General features: G+C 67.9%; 13 protein-coding genes and 4 pseudogenes. 12 read left to right on the top strand and 5 right to left on the bottom strand.

Annotated elements, in window-relative coordinates:
- Positions 1–150: 150 nt before the first annotated feature.
- On the bottom strand, positions 151–873 hold the full coding sequence (locus OG293_RS40085) for a hypothetical protein (RefSeq protein WP_406003892.1): 723 nt from the start codon (positions 871–873) through the stop codon (positions 151–153).
- Positions 874–1064: 191 nt separating this feature from the next.
- Between OG293_RS40085 and OG293_RS40080 the strand changes: the two genes are divergently transcribed.
- From OG293_RS40080 to OG293_RS40035, 10 genes and pseudogenes are all read left to right on the top strand, one after another.
- The gene (locus tag OG293_RS40080) at positions 1065–1985 is read left to right on the top strand and encodes a Ku protein (RefSeq protein WP_406003891.1); all 921 of its coding nucleotides are present in this window, start codon (positions 1065–1067) and stop codon (positions 1983–1985) included.
- 249 nt (positions 1986–2234) lie between these two features.
- Positions 2235–5690 (top strand): DNA polymerase III subunit alpha, encoded by a 3456-nt coding sequence (locus OG293_RS40075; RefSeq protein WP_331752088.1) that lies wholly within the window; start codon positions 2235–2237, stop codon positions 5688–5690.
- A 42-nt stretch (positions 5691–5732) separates the two neighbouring features.
- Positions 5733–6272: a hypothetical protein gene (locus OG293_RS40070; RefSeq protein ID WP_331752087.1), complete on the top strand. Its 540-nt coding sequence runs from the start codon at positions 5733–5735 to the stop codon at positions 6270–6272.
- Between the two features lie 140 nt (positions 6273–6412).
- Entirely contained in the window at positions 6413–9121 is a 2709-nt protein-coding gene (locus OG293_RS40065) for a DNRLRE domain-containing protein (protein ID WP_331752086.1), read from the top strand.
- Positions 9122–9147: 26 nt separating this feature from the next.
- On the top strand, positions 9148–9324 hold the full coding sequence (locus OG293_RS40060) for a hypothetical protein (RefSeq protein ID WP_331752085.1): 177 nt from the start codon (positions 9148–9150) through the stop codon (positions 9322–9324).
- Between the two features lie 601 nt (positions 9325–9925).
- Complete coding sequence (locus OG293_RS40055) at positions 9926–10111, top strand: hypothetical protein (RefSeq protein ID WP_331752084.1); 186 nt, start codon at positions 9926–9928, stop codon at positions 10109–10111.
- Positions 10112–10113: 2 nt separating this feature from the next.
- Complete coding sequence (locus OG293_RS40050; protein ID WP_331752083.1) at positions 10114–10758, top strand: sigma-70 family RNA polymerase sigma factor; 645 nt, start codon at positions 10114–10116, stop codon at positions 10756–10758.
- Positions 10759–10762: 4 nt separating this feature from the next.
- On the top strand, positions 10763–11395 hold the full coding sequence (locus OG293_RS40045) for a hypothetical protein (RefSeq protein WP_331752082.1): 633 nt from the start codon (positions 10763–10765) through the stop codon (positions 11393–11395).
- A gap of 292 nt (positions 11396–11687) precedes the next feature.
- Positions 11688–11994: pseudogene (locus tag OG293_RS40040) on the top strand (DUF1524 domain-containing protein); the annotation flags it as partial.
- Between the two features lie 124 nt (positions 11995–12118).
- Positions 12119–12340, top strand: a complete 222-nt coding sequence (locus OG293_RS40035) for an IS3 family transposase (RefSeq protein WP_406003890.1) — start codon at positions 12119–12121, stop codon at positions 12338–12340.
- Between the two features lie 125 nt (positions 12341–12465).
- On the opposite strand, the gene OG293_RS40030 is transcribed toward OG293_RS40035, so the two are convergent.
- On the bottom strand, positions 12466–12954 hold the full coding sequence (locus OG293_RS40030; protein ID WP_406003889.1) for a hypothetical protein: 489 nt from the start codon (positions 12952–12954) through the stop codon (positions 12466–12468).
- A complete protein-coding gene (locus OG293_RS40025) occupies positions 12951–13589 on the bottom strand; it encodes a hypothetical protein (RefSeq protein ID WP_331752080.1) in 639 nt (212 codons plus the stop codon). Before OG293_RS40025 ends, OG293_RS40030 begins: the two co-directional genes overlap by 4 nt.
- A gap of 216 nt (positions 13590–13805) precedes the next feature.
- Between OG293_RS40025 and OG293_RS40020 the strand changes: the two are divergent.
- Positions 13806–13943: pseudogene (locus OG293_RS40020) on the top strand (IS1380 family transposase); the annotation flags it as partial.
- 42 nt (positions 13944–13985) lie between these two features.
- On the opposite strand, the pseudogene OG293_RS40015 reads toward OG293_RS40020, so the two are convergent.
- Positions 13986–14273 (bottom strand): annotated as a pseudogene (locus OG293_RS40015) (integrase core domain-containing protein); the annotation flags it as partial.
- Positions 14274–14703: 430 nt separating this feature from the next.
- Between OG293_RS40015 and OG293_RS40010 the strand changes: the two are divergent.
- On the top strand, positions 14704–15690 hold the full coding sequence (locus tag OG293_RS40010) for a S41 family peptidase (RefSeq protein ID WP_331752079.1): 987 nt from the start codon (positions 14704–14706) through the stop codon (positions 15688–15690).
- A gap of 46 nt (positions 15691–15736) precedes the next feature.
- On the opposite strand, the pseudogene OG293_RS40005 reads toward OG293_RS40010, so the two are convergent.
- Positions 15737–15979: pseudogene (locus tag OG293_RS40005) on the bottom strand (transposase); the annotation flags it as partial.
- Positions 15980–16054: the final 75 nt, after the last annotated feature.

Genomic DNA, 16054 nt, shown 5'->3' with positions numbered 1-16054 from the left:
GGCCGACATGATCCAGGATGCGTGAGCGAGGGGTGCCTCCCGCTCGCGTACATCGGCTATTCGCGCGAGCGTGCGACTCCCAATCTCGTGTCGAAACGACGTCGCAACTCGCGTACATAGCCAAATGGCTTTGCGCACGCGTGTCTGGGCTCACTTATCACAGTGCTGAACCGGTTCCTGCCGCGCCGACGCCTGCAAATCCCCAGAAATGTCCAAGCCGTTCTTTCTCTCGTACTTCGCCGCGCGGAGCCCCTCAGCGTCGCGCAACCAATGCCGCCCGTCGCTGTCCACGAACTGAATCGCCCGGATTGGTGTCCCATGCAGCTGGACTTTGTAGTCCCCCAGGAGGTCGAGAATGTGGCCGAGGACGCCGGGTGTGAACACCAGCCGCGTGCAGGGCGGGATGGCATCCAGGCCCAGGAAGATCCATTTGAGCTTGTTGCCAGGCTCCGATCTGGGCAAGTAGAGGAGTACCTCGACCCGAGTCACCGGGTCGAGCGAGCGGTTCACGACGATCACCGTCTCGCCGCTTTCGCCAGCCTTCTCCGTCCAGTACGCAAGCCGTCCGGCCTGTTGCCGCTGGTCCTGCTCCAACTGCTGGCGCGTCGCCCGTACGCTCGACGACGCCACCGTGCCGCTGAAGAAGAGGCCGATTGCCGCCGCGACGGCCGACAGCGCAGTCGCCCAGGGCGCCAGGTGGTGGCCGAGAGCACGCGGTGACCGCGCCGGGGACGGCGCGGCGCCGGTCGGCGGACGCCGCCGGCGCGCCCTGACGGTGGGGTGTGTCGCTCGATGCACGGCATCAGCATCGACCAGAGAGTGCGGACCAACCACCGGGCGTCCGCCACCCGCGTGGACGAGATTCCGGGTCAAGCCCCGCCGTCGACCTGCGCGGGAACACCCAAGTCGGGACTAGCAGCGGCGGCTCCAAGCCAACCTCACCATCCTGTGCGCAAGCTGCCTGTAGCCAATCCAGCCGCCACCCGCCGCAGAGTAGCTCCCCGTGCCTCCCCAGGCTGATGCTCTTACGCTGGTCACAGGGGGTGTGGCAGGAGGAGAGAAGAGTGCCCGCTCTGCTGTCGACCGCGATCAGTTTCGGGCTGGTGACCATCCCTGTGGCGGTGGTGCCGGCGACTGAGTCCCACAGCATCAGCTTCCGCCAGATTCACCTGGAGGACGGCGGCCGGGTGCGGAACCGGAAGATCTGCCAGGAGTGCGGGCAGCAGCTGCGGCAGGACGAGATCGGCCGCGGATGGGAGCTGCCCGACGGCTCACTGATGGAGGTCACAGACGAGGACCTGGACAGTCTGCCGCTGGAGCACGTGAGGGCGATCGAGGTCATCGGCTTCAACCAGGCCGAGTCCGTGAACCCGATCAGCCTGGGTCACTCGTACTACCTCGCGGCCAAGGGCGCCATCGCCGCGAAACCGTACACACTGATCACCAAGGCCCTGCAACGCACCGACAAGATCGCCGTCGTCCGCTACTCGCTGCGCGACCGAACCCGGCTCGGCCTGCTGCGGGTCAAGGACGACGTGCTCCTGCTGCAGCAGCTGCTCGCGCCGGACGAAGTCCGCTCGCCCACGCTGGTCGGCGCGCCCGAAGCGGACGTCGACGACCACGAGGTGCAGGGCGCGCTACAGCTCGCGGAGGCCTTCGACGCGGATGATCTGTCCGGCTTCCGCGACACGTACACCGACGCCCTCACCGAGATCATCAATGCGAAGATCGAAGGGCGCGAGGCGCCGGCAGTCCCGGAGCAGGAAGCGCCTGGCGCCCCGGTCGTGGACTTGATGTCCGCGCTGAACGAGTCCGTCGCCAAGGCCCGGGCCACACGCGGCGACACCGGCCAGGATGCCACCGTCCACAAGATGGCCCCGAAGAAGCGGGCCGCCACGAAGACCACGGCCGCCTCCACCAAGAAGACGGCGGCGAAGAAGACAGCCGCCAAGAAGGCGAGCGGACGCAAGCCGCGAAGCGCCTGAAGGGGCCAGCCTCCGCGCGAGCAGAAGCGGGAAGCCCGCTCCCTTCGGCGTGGCGTGGCCGCCAGGTGTTTCTCGCAGAGGTGGCCGGGCAGTGATCGGGCTCGGCTGTGCCTCCTACGTGGGGTTTCCTGTGTGTCCCGGTCGCTCATTCGGGTATCACGCGCTACTCTATTCGAACAAGCGTTCTGAGAGACTTTTCGGGGTGATTCGTACGAGGCGGACACAGGGGGCTACTGGCGGAGGCGCGGCGTGGAGGGTTTTACGCACCTGCATGTCGCGTCCGGCTACTCGGCCCGCTACGGCGCCTCCCACCCGCACGACCTGGTCCGGCGGGCGGCCGAGCGCGGCATGAGCACGCTCGCGCTGACCGACCGGGACACTGTCACCGGCGTCGTGCGCTTCGCGAAGGCCGCGGCCGAACACGGCGTGCGCCCGATTTTCGGCGTCGACCTGGCCATCGACCCGGTCACCCCGGCCCGTGCGCAGCGCCGGCGCACCCCAACGCGCGGTGGCGCCCACGTCCTCGAGCCGCCGCTGCGTTTCACCGTCCTCGCCCACAACGCCGCAGGATGGGCGGCGCTGTGCCGTCTCACGACTGCCGCGCACCGGCAGCCGCACGGCGACAAGCCGGCCGTGTCCTGGGAGGCGCTGCGCGAGCACGCCGGCAGCGGGCTGACCGTCCTGCTGGGCCCTGTGTCCGAACCGGTGCGCGCTCTGTCCGCAGGCCGGCCCGATGTCGCCGAACGGCTGCTCGCCCCCTGGCGCGACTTGTTCGGGCCGTCGCTGCGGCTGGAGGTCGTGTGGCACGGCCTGTCCGGGACCGGCCCCGGCTCGCTGCGGCTGGCCGCCCGCACCCTCGGCCTGGCCGACCAGGCCGGGATCCCCGCGGTCCTGACCAACGCCGCCCGCTACGCCGATCCCGGCCAGCACCGGCTCGCCGACGTCCTGGACGCGGCCCGGCTGCTGCGCCCCATCGACCGGCGCCGCCTGGACTCGGGGGAGCGCTGGCTCAAGGCCCCCGCAGCGATGGCCGCGGCCGCCTTCCGTATCGCCGAATCGGCCGGCGCGGGGGAGGAGCGGGCCGGCCGGCTGCTCGCCGACACAGAAGCAGCAGCGGCGCAGTGCGTGCTCGATCCGGTCGCGGACCTGGGTCTGGGTTCCGCCCATTTCCCCGAGCCGGAAGTGGTCGGCGCCGGCGGGGGAGCGGGCCAGGCATCCCGTCTGCTGCGCCAGCGGTGCGAGGCGGGCATGGCCCGCCGCGGCCTCGACCGTGACACCACGGCTCGTCGGCGCCTGGAGCAAGAGCTCGCCGTCATCGCCGAGCTCGGCTACGACACCTACTTCCTGACCGTCGCCCAAGTCGTCGCCGATGTACGGGAGATGGGCATCCGGGTTGCCGCGCGCGGCTCCGGCGCGGGCAGCATGGTCAATCACGCGCTGATGATCGCCACCGCCAACCCGCTCGACCACCGGCTGCTCTTCGAGAGGTTCCTGTCGGTACGCCGCGCATCGCTGCCCGACATCGACATCGACGTCGAGTCCGCCCGACGCCTCGAGGTCTACGACAAAATCATCGACCGGTTCGGGCTCGAGCGGGTCGCCGTCACCGGCATGCCGGAGACCTACCGCGCCCGGCACGCCCTGCGCGACACCGGCCTCGCCCTCGGCATCCCGCCCGCGGACGTCGACAGGATCGCCAAGTCGTTCCCGCACATCAGGGCCTGCGACATCACCGCCGCCCTCGCCGAACTGCCCGAACTGAAGCAGCTCGCCGCTCAGGCGGCGCCGTTCCGGCTCATGTTCGAGCTCGCCGAAGGCCTCGATGCCCTGCCCCGCGGTATCGCCATGCACCCCTGCGGCGTCATCCTCACGAACACCTCGCTGCTCGACCGGCTGCCGGTCCAGCCGACCCCCGGCGGGTATCCGATGGTCCAGGCCGACAAGGAAGACGTCGAAGACCTCGGCCTGATCAAACTGGATGTCCTCGGAGTACGCATGCAGTCCGCGATGGCGCACGCCACCGCCGAAATCCAGCGCACCACCGGCCAGAGCATCGACCTGGATGACCCGCAGCAGGTACCGCTGGACGACTACTTCGCCTTCAAAATGATCCAGGATTCCGACACCCTGGGCCTGTTCCAGCTAGAGTCACCCGGCCAGATGGACCTGCTCAGCAGGCTGCAGCCGCGCAACGTCCAGGACGTCATCGCCGACATCAGCCTGTTCCGGCCGGGCCCGGTGGCCGGCGGGATGCCGGAGCAGTACATCGCCGCACGCCACGGCAAAGCCCCTCAATACCCGCACCCCGACCTCGAACCAGTCCTGGCCGACACCTACGGGGTGGTGATCTGGCACGAACAGATCATCGACATCCTCGCCACCCTGACCGGCTGCGACCGCGCACTGGCCGAGATCGCCCGCCGCGCCCTCGGGGACGCCGCGCGGATGCCCCAGGTCCGCGCCTGGTTCCTGAAAGAGGCCACCGCCCGCGGCTACACCGCAGACGTGCTCGACAAGGTGTGGGACACCCTGGAGGCCTTCGGCGCCTACGGCTTCTGCCGCGCCCACGCCGTCGCCTTCGCCGTCCCCGCCCTCCAGTCCGCCTGGCTCAAGGCCCACCACCCCGCCGCCCTGTACGCGGGCCTGCTCGAACACGACCCGGGCATGTGGCCCAAGAGAGTCATCGTCGCCGACGCCCGCCGCCACAACGTCCCCGTACTGCCCGTCGACATCAACCACTCCAAGAACGTCCACACCATCGAACAGGCCCCCGACGGCACCTGGGCAGTACGCCTGGCCCTGTCCGGCATCCGCGGCATCACCGAGACTGAGGTCGCCCGGATCGCCGCCGGCCAGCCCTACACCTCCCTGTCCGACCTGTGGCAGCGCGCCCGCCCCAACCGGCCCACCGCAGAACGCCTCGTCACCATCGGCGCCCTCGACACGCTCCGCGGCCCCCTCACCCGCCGCGACCTGCTCCTGAACATCACCGAACTCCACCGCCAGTACCGCGGCCGCCCCCTCGACGACGGACAGCTCCCCCTCCACACCGACAGCGACGCAACCGGACAGACCGCCGGACTCCCGGAGATGACCAGCCGCGAAACCCTCAACTCGGAACTCCAGATCCTCGGCATCGACGTGTCCCAGCACCTGATGGACCACCACCATCAACTGCTGCGCGAACTCGGCGCCACCGACGCCGCCCACCTCCGCGCACTCCACCCCGGCCAGCGCGTCCTGGTCGCCGGCGTACGCGCCTCCACCCAGACCCCGCCCATCCGCAGCGGCAAACGCATCATCTTCGTCACCCTCGAAGACGGATCCGGCATGCTCGACCTCGCCTTCTTCGAAGACAGCCACGACGCCTGCGCCCACACGATCTTCCACAGCGGACTGCTCCTGGTCCGCGGCACCATCCAGCGCCGCGGCGGCCGCAACACGATCACCGGCTCCATGGTCTGGGACCTCGACGAACTCGCCGCCGCCCGCCGCGACCACGGACCCGAAGCCGTCCACCGCCTCCTCGGCCCCGACGCCACCCCCACCCCCGCGACACATGCGGCCAGGGCCGATGCGCCGCGGCGCACCATCGCGCAGGAGACCGGAGCCGAACTGCACCCGTGGGCAGACCTGCAGCCCGCCGGGCAGCGCTCCGCCGACCTCAAAACCCTCGGCTACACCAGCCCAGGAAGTGCGGGGTGAGCGGCATGAACGAACGGCGCACCCCCACATCGATGACCAGACATGACCGAGCGCGTCCCCGTCGAGCTGACGGTGACCGTGCCTGCGAAGGCCGTGGAGGGTCAGCTGATCGACGAACTGGTGGGCCGGGGCCTGCAGGTCACGCAGTCTGCTCCCCGCACCCGCGGGGATGGTCCCGTCGTCCAGGAAGATCCCCATCTCCTCCAGGACCGTGATGACATGGCCAACCCGCAGGTCGAGGGCACGGAGCGGGGTGAATATCTCGCTGTGGCGGATGACGTCGCCCTCGGTGTATCCGGTGAGCACGATGGCCAGGCCGCGGTTGACAGCGAAGCGGATGCCGCGTCCCCAGCCCCGGGCCTCGGCGAGTTGGTCGGCGAGGTGCTTCGCCCAGGCCAGCCAAGGGCTGGCCAGGTCGGCAGCGGCTGGGTCGAGTCGGCCGTAGTCACGTGGAACCTGCTCGAACAGTGGCAGTTGCCTCCAACCGGTTCTCGGCCGCGAGCGCGACACGGCGGCGGCCGGCGGGATGCTTCTCGGGCCTTGACGTGGTGCAGGGCGGTGAGGGCCGATCCTCTGCGGTAGTGCAGCCCATGAAGCCGCTCTCGTGTGACTGGGGTAACTTGCGGGAACTCGCATTTCCTTCACGCACGGATCGGACCACTCCGTAAATGAACAGTGACCAGCCCGCACGCACTACGCGGGGCCGTAGAGGCCGAATACCCTTGCGTGTATTCGCCGTCTGCGGGATATCGACCCTCACCTCGTTGGCCCTCCTCGGTTCCACCGCGCCCGCCCTGGCGGCCCCGAGCAGCACGTCCGCAGTGGCGGGGGAAATCGCTGCGAAGGCGCCTAGGCCGGGCGCCGTTACTGAGGCGAATACTCCGGAGGCGGCCATCCTCGCGGCCAAGGCCGGCAACCGGCGAGTGGAGGTTCTGGAGCGCCGTACCGAGTCCTCCACCACCTGGGCGGACCCGGACGGAACGCTCGTTACGACGCTCAGTTCGGGTCCCATCCGGATGCTGCGCAACGGCAACTGGGTGGATGTCGACGCCACTTTGGCCCGCCGTCCGGATGGCAGCGTGGCCGCCAAGGCCCACCCGCAGGAACTGCGGCTGGCCGGGCCCGGCGGCGTCAAGGCGCGTTCGGTCGCCGCCGCAGCTACCGCGCCCGACTCGGCCAACCGTGATCTGATCACGTTCGGCGTGGGCAGCAGGCGCATGGCCGTGCAGTGGAAGGGCGGCCTGCCTGCCCCAACCGTCAGCGGTCACAAGGCGGTCTACCCGCAGGCTGTGCCCGGCGCCGACCTCGTCGTCGACGCCACCCGCACGGGATTCGAGCAGTTCCTCGTCCTCAAGGACAGGCCTGCCGATGCCAAGGCTCCCTGGACTGTGCCGCTGACGCTGCCCGGCATCAGCGCGGCACAGCAGAAGGACGGATCGGTCTCCTTCACGGACAAGAAGTCCGGCGAGGAAGTCGCCACCGTGCCTGCCCCCATGATGTGGGATGCACAGGTTGATCCCCGCTCCGGCGAGCGCACCAACTCCGCGCGGGTGCCGATGTCCGTGACCCAGGACGGCGACACGGTTGAGCTCACCCTTGCTCCGGACTCCGGCTTCCTGTCCGACCCGGCCACCACGTACCCGGTGACGATCGACCCGGCCACCGATGCCCTGGGCACCCTGTTCGACACGTTCGTCCAGGATGGCGACACTACCGACCAGTCCGCGTCGACCGACCTCAAGCTCGGCTGGCCCGGCGACTATGCGGACACGGCCAAGACGCGCAAGCGCATCGCCCGTTCGTACATGACGTGGGACACCTCGGTCTTCGCCGACGCGCTGGTCAGCAGCGCGAAGCTGTCGATGTACAACTACCACTCCTGGTCGTGCGAGACCCGCCCGTGGGAGGTGTGGGCGGCCAATGGTGCCGACACCACCACCCGCTGGAGCAACCAGCCCGCACGGCTCCAGAAGATCGCCACGTCGACCGAGACGCGCGGTACTACCTGTAACAACGCGGGCTGGGTCAATGCGGACGTCACCTCGCTGGCCCAGACCTGGTCCAGCGCCAAGGCGGAGACGGGCCACATCGCCCTGAAGGCCGCGAACGAGTCCGACACCTACGCCTGGAAGCGTTTCTACTCCTCCGAGTCGACCGCCGGGCAGATCCCACAGCTGACGGTCAGCTACAACTACCGTCCAAAGGCCGGCACCAACCTGCAGGCCGGACCGCCGTTCTACACACAGGGCGGTATCTATCGCGTCAACTCCACGACGCCCACCCTGCGCTTTACGCCCGAGGACTCCAACAACGACGACATGGTCCGCGGTACGTACCAGATCACCGACCTGGCCACCGGCCAGGTCGTCACGAGCGTTGTCGCGGAGCCCGTGCCCACCGGTGAGACCTCCAAGGTCGTCGTTCCGGCGGGCAAGCTGCTCAACGGCAAGACGTACTCGTTCCGTACCACCACGGACGACGGCACCCACTGGAGCAACGGCTGGTCCGAGCCCATCACCTTCACCGTCGACACCGGCATGCAGATAACGCCGGAGATGAAGGCACTGGCCACGCTCAACACGGCCCTCGACGCCGCGGACGTCGCCCCGGCGACCACCAGCGACAGCACCTACGCGGCCATTGCCGACACCGGAACGAACACGGTCGGCGTCCCCTGGGGCACCAGCGACGCCATCAGCGTCCAGTCCACCGACCGCGGAAGCATGGCGATGGGCCTGCCCACCGCCCAGCCGCGCGGCGTCGCCCTCAACGGCAACGTCGTCTACGCCAACCCCGGCGGCCCGGTCGACACGGTCGCCCAACCCACCCTTGAAGGCGGCGCCCGCACCTTCCAGATCATCAAGAACGCCACCGCCCCGCACGAGTACACCTCCGCCATGCAACTTCCCGCAGGCGCTACCCTCACCCCCTTCGACGGCGACACCGTCCTGGTCTCCTCCGGCACGGACGAGAACGCCGTCACCCATGGCCTCATCGACGCCCCCTGGGCCCGGGACGCCAACGGCAACGACGTTCCCACGTCGTACCGCATCGAGGGCAGCAAGCTCATCCAGGTGGTCGACTTCACCAGCACCACCGCCTTCCCCGTGGTCGCCGACCCGAAGCTCACCTTCGGCTGGGGCATCTACGTCAACGCCAAGGGCGTCGAGTGGAAGGCATACGGCCAGGTGGCAGTCGCCGCGGGCTGGGGCGGCTGGCTGTACAGCTGCACCGTGGCCAAGCTTCCCGCGAAGATCACCGGTATCGGCAAGATGGTCTGCGGCGCAGTGGGCGTGAATGCCTGGACGAACCTTGCCAAGTGGCTCAAGCAGATCAGCAACTGGAAGCTCTCACCCCTGGGGTGCTACCAGACCAAGATCGCACCGTCCAACAAGAAACTGACCAAGGTCAGCGCGAAGAACTGCAAGTAGACGGACGCTGCCAGAGAGGTGCCCTCGTGATCGTACGTACGCCGTGGTGGTTGAATCTGATCGCTCTCGCCGCCGCGATCGTCCCCTGCATCGTCCTGGACCTGCCGTGGTACATCGCGGCCGTCGGAGCTCTGGTGACCGGGACCATCGCCGATCAGGCGTGGCAAGCCGTGCTCCGCCGCCGCAATCACGGCCGGGGGTAGGCACGCGACGGTGGGTGTCCCAGACGTAGGTCTGCGACACCCACTTCCGCCATCAATCCGCGGGCTTCCCTGGCAGGACCTCGCCCTTGCCTGGCTCGCCTACCACCATGCCGAACAATGCGGCGTTGGAACGCAAACCGACCTGCTCTCCTGAGCCCGGGACCGGTCTGCCCGGCCGACCAGGCTGCGTTCGGCGACAGCGCCACGTGGGCGCGGGGACCGAGCGTTGATCGCGCTGAGTCCCTCTGGAGGCCGTTCGCCGCGGTGCCAGCATCACAACAAGGTCTGCTCTGTTGTGAGTTGGGTCACCTGGGTCATGTGGTGGTGTCGGTTCGCGTGATGGGCTGCGGTACTCGTGGGGCCTGGGCAGGGTGGCGTTCCTGCTGGTCAGCCTGCCCACGGAGCGTAACCGGGCGATAGCCCTGTGAAGTGGTCTACTCCTTTGTGTAATTAGTTGATCACTTTGCGTTGAAATTGATCGCACTCGCGATACGCGTTTGCCCGCCCTGATCCGAAATCCTGAGTTTGAGGACCTCCGGTCCTCCGGCACCAATGGGCAAGGGAGTTGGGTGCCGCCCGCAGGATTACGAGGACAGGACCTGTGACCTTTAACGATCTGCTCGCTGTGCTGGGGATGGTCACCGCGCTGCGTGTCTTCGCCCCCGACGTCCGCGCCCTGACGCGGCGGCTGCTCAGCGCCGGGGTACGGATGGGCGCCGCCGGACTGCTGGAGAACGTCTCCCGCGGCACCGCAGCGCCGGCCGCCTCCCGGGACGAGGAGCTCTGAGCATGGACGTCATGCCGTCACCCGAGGACGCGGACGGGACGGGCGAGGCCCCGTTCACCCTGCCGAGCGCCTTCGAGGAATACCTCAACGACCTGACCGGCGTGCAGTACGTCATGCCGCCGGCCCTGGAGGCCTTCTACGACCTCTACGCCAAAGCGCACCTGCGCTACGCGCACACGATGCTCGGAGACAAGGCAGCAGCCAAGGCTGTAGTCCGCCGCTGCTACTCCCACCTGGCGCTGAACTGGGCGAACGTACTCAAGGCCGAGAGCCCTGAGGCGTACGCGTTCAGGCTCCTCAAGCAACGCGTCGAAACCCACCTGTGCCTGACCGGCGCCGGCTCCTCGCAGATGGTGCAGACCGCCGCCTTCCAGCACGCCGCGCGCGCCACGCTGGATGCGATGCGCTGCCAGTTCGAGGTCATGGAATCCGCCCTCGGCCTCTACACCGCCATAGCGTCCCTGCCCGAGCGTCAGTACGACGTCATCGTGCTCCACTACGTCCTGGGCTACCGCTCATCCCGCATCGCCAACATCATGGGCATCAAGCCGGACACCGTCCGCTCGCACCGGCGCCTGGCCCGAGAACGCATCGCCACCAAGCTCGGCCTGTCACTGAACCCGGCTGCCGACGAGGAAAAGGAGTAACACCGTGCCGCGCAGCATCCACGAAGTCCTGGCCGAAGCCGCCTTGCCCGACCCGTTCACCGACGATGACCTCGCCGACCTCAAGCAGGAGATCGTCCGCGACGCCACCGAAACCCTGATCGGCGCCGTCCCCGCCCCCGCCGGCCATTTCCCCCACGACCAGGCGGAGAAAGACCTGCAGGCCCTGTCCACCCAACTCCTGCACCACGTCGACGCAGCCGAACACCTGACCAAACTCGCTCACGAAGGCATCGACTCCGACGGCGCCCTCTACTTCGCCTGCCTCCTCAGCCTCGCCGACGAACCCACCGCCGCCCAGTTCTGGTGGCAGTTCTCCGCAGGCGCCGGCAACGCCACCGCCGCCTACTGCCTCCACCTGCTCCACATCAGCCGCGGCGAACTGCGCGACGCCGACCACTGGGCCTACCAAGCCGCAACCCTCACCGACGCCCGCATCAGCTCCGCCTTCCGGCCAACCAAAGGCTCCGCACAACGTCTCCACCGACCCAGCGCCGCACTGCGCGCGGCGGTAAGCCAGCTGAAGGTCGACGAGGTGGAAGGGGTCGGCTTCGGCCGCTTCACACACCCCGACCCCCGCCTCGCCGACCAGATCGAAGAACTCGTCGGCGCCCTCTGACACTCACACACCGAAGGGCCCGCACCCTTCGTCGCGCCCCGGACCCGGCCCGGTCCGGGGCCACCGTGCGGTGCGCCCCAAGGCCCTTCACCCGCCGTCACGACGAACTACCTCACGAACGGAGACGTTGCAGCCCGAGGCAGCCTGACAGCGGCACCCCTGCCGGGTCACACTGTCAGTAGCTGTCGGAGCAGGAGGTGAAGGGAATGAGCGTTGCCGGCATTGATCACACCGGCCCGTGGACCAGGCCGACGTCCTGGCCCTGCCCGAGGACACAAGGAACCGGATCGAGGTTCCCCTCGCCGAAGCATGGGACTCGGGGACGTCGCAGTGGACTGCGGCCCGGCGCGAGGCCTACGCGAACGACCTCGGTGCCGCGACCTCCCTGGTCGCGGTGTCGGCGGGCTCGAACGGCGCGAAGGCCGACAAGGACCCCGCGGAATGGCTCCCGAACGCCGAGGTGACCTGCCGCTACCTGTCCGAGTGGGTGGGCACGAAGAAGCGCTGGGGTCTGACCGCTGACGTGGACGAACTTGCCGCGCTGACCCAGCTCGCCTGCCTGCCCCAGCACCACCGTCGTCTACGAACCCGCACCGTAGAGCGTCACGGCTGTCAGTACACATCTATCAAGCTCACAACCCGCCTGCTACGGGCTTGAGTTGAGGCATCCATGGGCTCTGTCGGGGACTCGTACGACAACGCCCTCGCGGAGAAAATTTGTGGATGCTGATCAAGACCGAGTGCGTGCGGGGGCGCGTCTTCGCCACACGTGCCGAGGCGAACCTCGCGCTCTTCGAGTACATCGACGGCTTCTATAACTCCCGCCGCACCCAGGAACGGCTCGGCTACCTCAGTCCGATCGAGTTTGAGGAGACGCACTACACCGAGCAGCTGACGACCGAACAAGCGAACCTGAACACCCATCAACCCGCTCTGACCAGCTGATCAGTCCCCCTCCCGCGCAACGGGGGAACCTCAGGTCAAGGTCGGTCGCTGAGGTTGTCTCTGTATTTGCTGCCGTACGAACAGAGCGCCCCCAGCAGCCGTGCTGGGGGCGCTCGCATCCCAGATCAGATGGCGGCGATCCGCCACGCGATCACGCCGCTCGACCCCTTGGCGCCGTCGACATCAATGCGTACCGGCTTATGCACAGTGATCCGCTGCTGGACCACTGACTGATCGCACGGCACCTTGGTCTCTATACCGGTGCTCGCCGGTGTGAAAGTCAACTGCGCACTGCCGTTGCCAGCGCACACCAGGCTGAGCCTGTAGGCCTTGCCCTCGCTCAGGCTCGGTTCTGTGTGGATGCCGTCGGCCACCCGCTCCGCGCCAGCCTCGACCATCTTCCCGCTGTGTACGGCGGCCAGGGCCGCTTGGGCCTGCTCAGTGAGCTTCTTCTCTGACGCCCCTGTTGCCTCCTGCGACCCACTCGCAGAGGGCGGCGAGTGATCTTTGGAGGTATTATCGTCGGTGCTGCCGGACGTGCACGAGGTGAGCATGAATACTGATGACGCCACGGCGCATCCGGCAAGCCATGCTCTCGGGCTCGAATAGGTCATACCGAGGTTTCCCAGTACTTCCAGCCAGTCTCGGACGTGGGCAGCGTCGCAGACCCATGGGCGATCTCGACGCCACCACAGCTGCTCCCGCCAGCGGAACGGTACCGCTTCCAGGTCACCTTGTACCCCCAAGAGCCGTACTGCAGGTGGCCGTATTTGTTCCGGCTGATGTCATGGGAGTAGTTGTGACCGATGGCGACAGCGACACTGGCACCGATCTTGACGCTGATGGTGGTCTTGGCCTTCGCGAGGATCGCCCCGGCCGACCACTCTCCGCTGGCTGAAAATTCGGCAGAAATGGTGCCGGTCTTGGTAACGGACACGGATATGGTGCCGCCCGGACCGTCCTTGTACTTGGTGCCGTTCCACCAAGAAGGAACGTGGTAGGCCTTCTTCGACGTGATGGTGTACCAGGTGGACGGCTGGTCACACGCGGACGCTGCCTTCTCGGGAAGTGGCTGATCAGCGGCGTCCTCCCAGACCTGTCTGTCGTTGATGTCCGTCGTTTGGTCAGCGGATATCGCACTGTCGTCGCCGGTCGGCAACCCTGCGGCGGAAACATTACCTACAGTCACGAAGCAGAGAAGCAAAGCAGTAGCAGCGCCGGTCGCAGCGCGCCGTAAACCGATACTCATGTGACACCTTTCCGGTGGACCGCCCCCCGTGGCGATCGATGATCGAGTACTTGAACACGAGGGTCAGGGCATGTCCAGGACAATCAAATGATCATACTCTGAGGAGAACTTGAGGATGCGATGCGCGAGCGGCCAGCTTGTCGAAGCGGTTGGTGGCGGCCGACCAGGTCGCCAACCGGCAGCGACGCGGCCCCCGGGGCGGCCGGCCGCCCCGGCGGCGAGATCCGTGACGGTGCCTGGGTCGCCGAGCTCGCCGGCGACGTCCTGGCCGGCTGGCCCAAGGGCATGCGGCTGATCGTCCGCAAGGAACGCCCGCACCCCGTCGCCCAGCTGCGCTTCATCGACGCCGACGGGAGCCCGCGGGGCTTTCCCCTTGATCGTGGACACCGGTTGTCGTGCGGCGGTGGCCAGCGTAGTTGATCGCTGTTCGTAGGTGATCGGGCTGATCTGGCCGAGGCGGGAGTGCCGTCGGCGGGTGTTGTAGCGGGTCGCCCATCGGAAGACCGCGAGGCGGGCCTCACGGGCCCCGTTCCACCGCTTCCGGCCCTGGAGTGTCTCGCGTTTCATGGTCGCGTTCAGACTCTCCGCGGTGGCGTTGTCCGCGCTCGTGCCCACCGCGCCGCGCGATCTGGTCACGCCGAGCGCCGAGCAGACCTGGGCGAACTCCTTCGACGCGTACTGGGCGAGTGCTGCCTTCGCCGGAGCCTGCGAACGAGCCAGCGTGAGAAGGAGCATGAGCGCGGTCGGCAGCAGCGCGAACAACGCCGCCGCGGAGAGCTGGAACGCGTCCATGAAGAGGGAGACGCTCAAGGGCGCGAAGGCCCACAACACCCGACGCCGGCACTCCCGCCTCGGACAACGCTCCCCGATCGCCTACGAGAACGCCCTCTTCGCACCCTCAACTACACTTTCCGAAACCGCATGACCCCGTGTCCAACATCCCGGGGTCAGGGCCCGTTGGCCTCGCGCCGCCTGATTGAACTATAAATGCCTGGCGGGGCGCGGGTGGTCCTGCGGCAAAGTCCTCCAGCGGGTGGGATCGATCGGGCGTGCATCACCACTATCAGATCAGGAACGTGCCGTGAGGGTGACGAAAAGAGGCCGAATATCTGGTTTGACCAAGGCCACCGCCATTGCTGCCGCACTGGCGGTGGCGGGATGCACCGCCGAAGGTGATGTCGAGACGGCAAGCGGGATGACGCCGAAGGCAAGCGCCTACCTGACTTCCGCGCTGGATGTGATGGAGAAGCATTCCCTTGTCACAGCAGACGTGGACTGGCCGAAGGTTCGTCGGGACGCCGTTGCTCACGCGCAGAAGGCACGGACACCTGCCGAGACCTACGGAGCGATCCGGCAGGCGCTGAGGGATCTAGACGACCGGCACAGCACCTTTTTCGACCCCCAGGAGGCGTCCCAAGCCCTGAACACGCCGGCTGACGACCTGATGCTCCCCGAAGGCCGCCACCTCGCCGGTGCCATCGGCTATCTGATGCTCCCGCCAGTCCCGTCCGACCGCATTGCAGCCCCGTACGTCCGCTCGGCGCGCTCGACCGTCAGAGCGCTCGACGAACAGGGCAGCTGTGGCTGGGTCATCGACATGCGGAGCAACAGCGGCGGAGACATGTGGGGGCCGCTCGCCGCCGTGGGGCCTATCCTCGGGGACGGGACGGTCGGCGAAGCTGTCTACGCGGACGGCGAGAAGGCTCCATGGACGATCGAGAACGGCACCCCCCGCCAGTACATGGACGAATGGGGCTCCGCCCCGTCTCTCGCACGGCCGATGCCGCCGGTGGCCGTGCTGACCAGCCGGAGGACTTCGAGCGCCGCGGAAGCAGTCACCATCGCGTTCCAAGGCCGCTCCAACACCCGCACGTTTGGGCAGCCGACCGCCGGTGTCCCTACCGCGAACGCCCCGTACCGGCTCTCCGACGGCGCGCTGGTCATCCTGACCGTGGCCCGCGAAGCTGACCGGAACGGGCACCTTTACAACGGGCCCATAGCCCCCGACGTGAATGTCCCGATTGCACAAGAACGTGACCAAGTGTTGACGACGGCTACGGACTGGCTCGCCACTCAAGACGGCTGCCGCAAGGCTCCGTGACTACCGGGTGCTGGGCCTTGGTCACGGCTTCAGCGCCAGAGCATCGCATCCAGGCCAGCAGGTCGAGGGCGAGCTGGACGATCTCCAGCCAGATCTGGTTCTTCGCGGCGGCGTGCAGGGCAGGTTGCGCAGGCCGGTGTCGCGGGCGTTTCGGATGCGGTCCTCGCAGCGGGGCCGGGCGTCGGTGACGCAGTTCCAGGTCGGCGGGATGGCCGCGTTTGGTGTTGGTGGCGAAGCAGGTCAGCCGCAGCCCGTCGAGGTCGGTGAAGCGCAACTGGGCGCCGAGGTGGTTGAGTCGGCCCGCAGCGCGGTGCCGGTGTTGCCACCGGTCCGTTTCTGCGGGCCTCTCGCCGGGTGAAGTAGG

The organism is Streptomyces sp. NBC_00829 (assembly GCF_045161795.1).
GTDB lineage: Bacteria > Actinomycetota > Actinomycetes > Streptomycetales > Streptomycetaceae > Streptomyces.
Note: the sequence above shows the minus strand (reverse complement) of the source record. Positions and strands in the feature narration are given on the sequence as shown.

Bases quoted from the DNA above. Each gene is read 5' to 3' on its own strand.
- OG293_RS40070 (WP_331752087.1), top strand. From the start codon at position 5,733: ATGACCGAGCGCGTCCCCGTCGAGCTGACGGTGACCGTGCCTGCGAAG.
- OG293_RS40050 (WP_331752083.1), top strand. From the start codon at position 10,114: ATGGACGTCATGCCGTCACCCGAGGACGCGGACGGGACGGGCGAGGCC.
- OG293_RS40035 (WP_406003890.1), top strand. From the start codon at position 12,119: ATGCTGATCAAGACCGAGTGCGTGCGGGGGCGCGTCTTCGCCACACGT.
- OG293_RS40030 (WP_406003889.1), bottom strand. From the start codon at position 12,954: ATGACCTATTCGAGCCCGAGAGCATGGCTTGCCGGATGCGCCGTGGCG.
- OG293_RS40025 (WP_331752080.1), bottom strand. From the start codon at position 13,589: ATGAGTATCGGTTTACGGCGCGCTGCGACCGGCGCTGCTACTGCTTTG.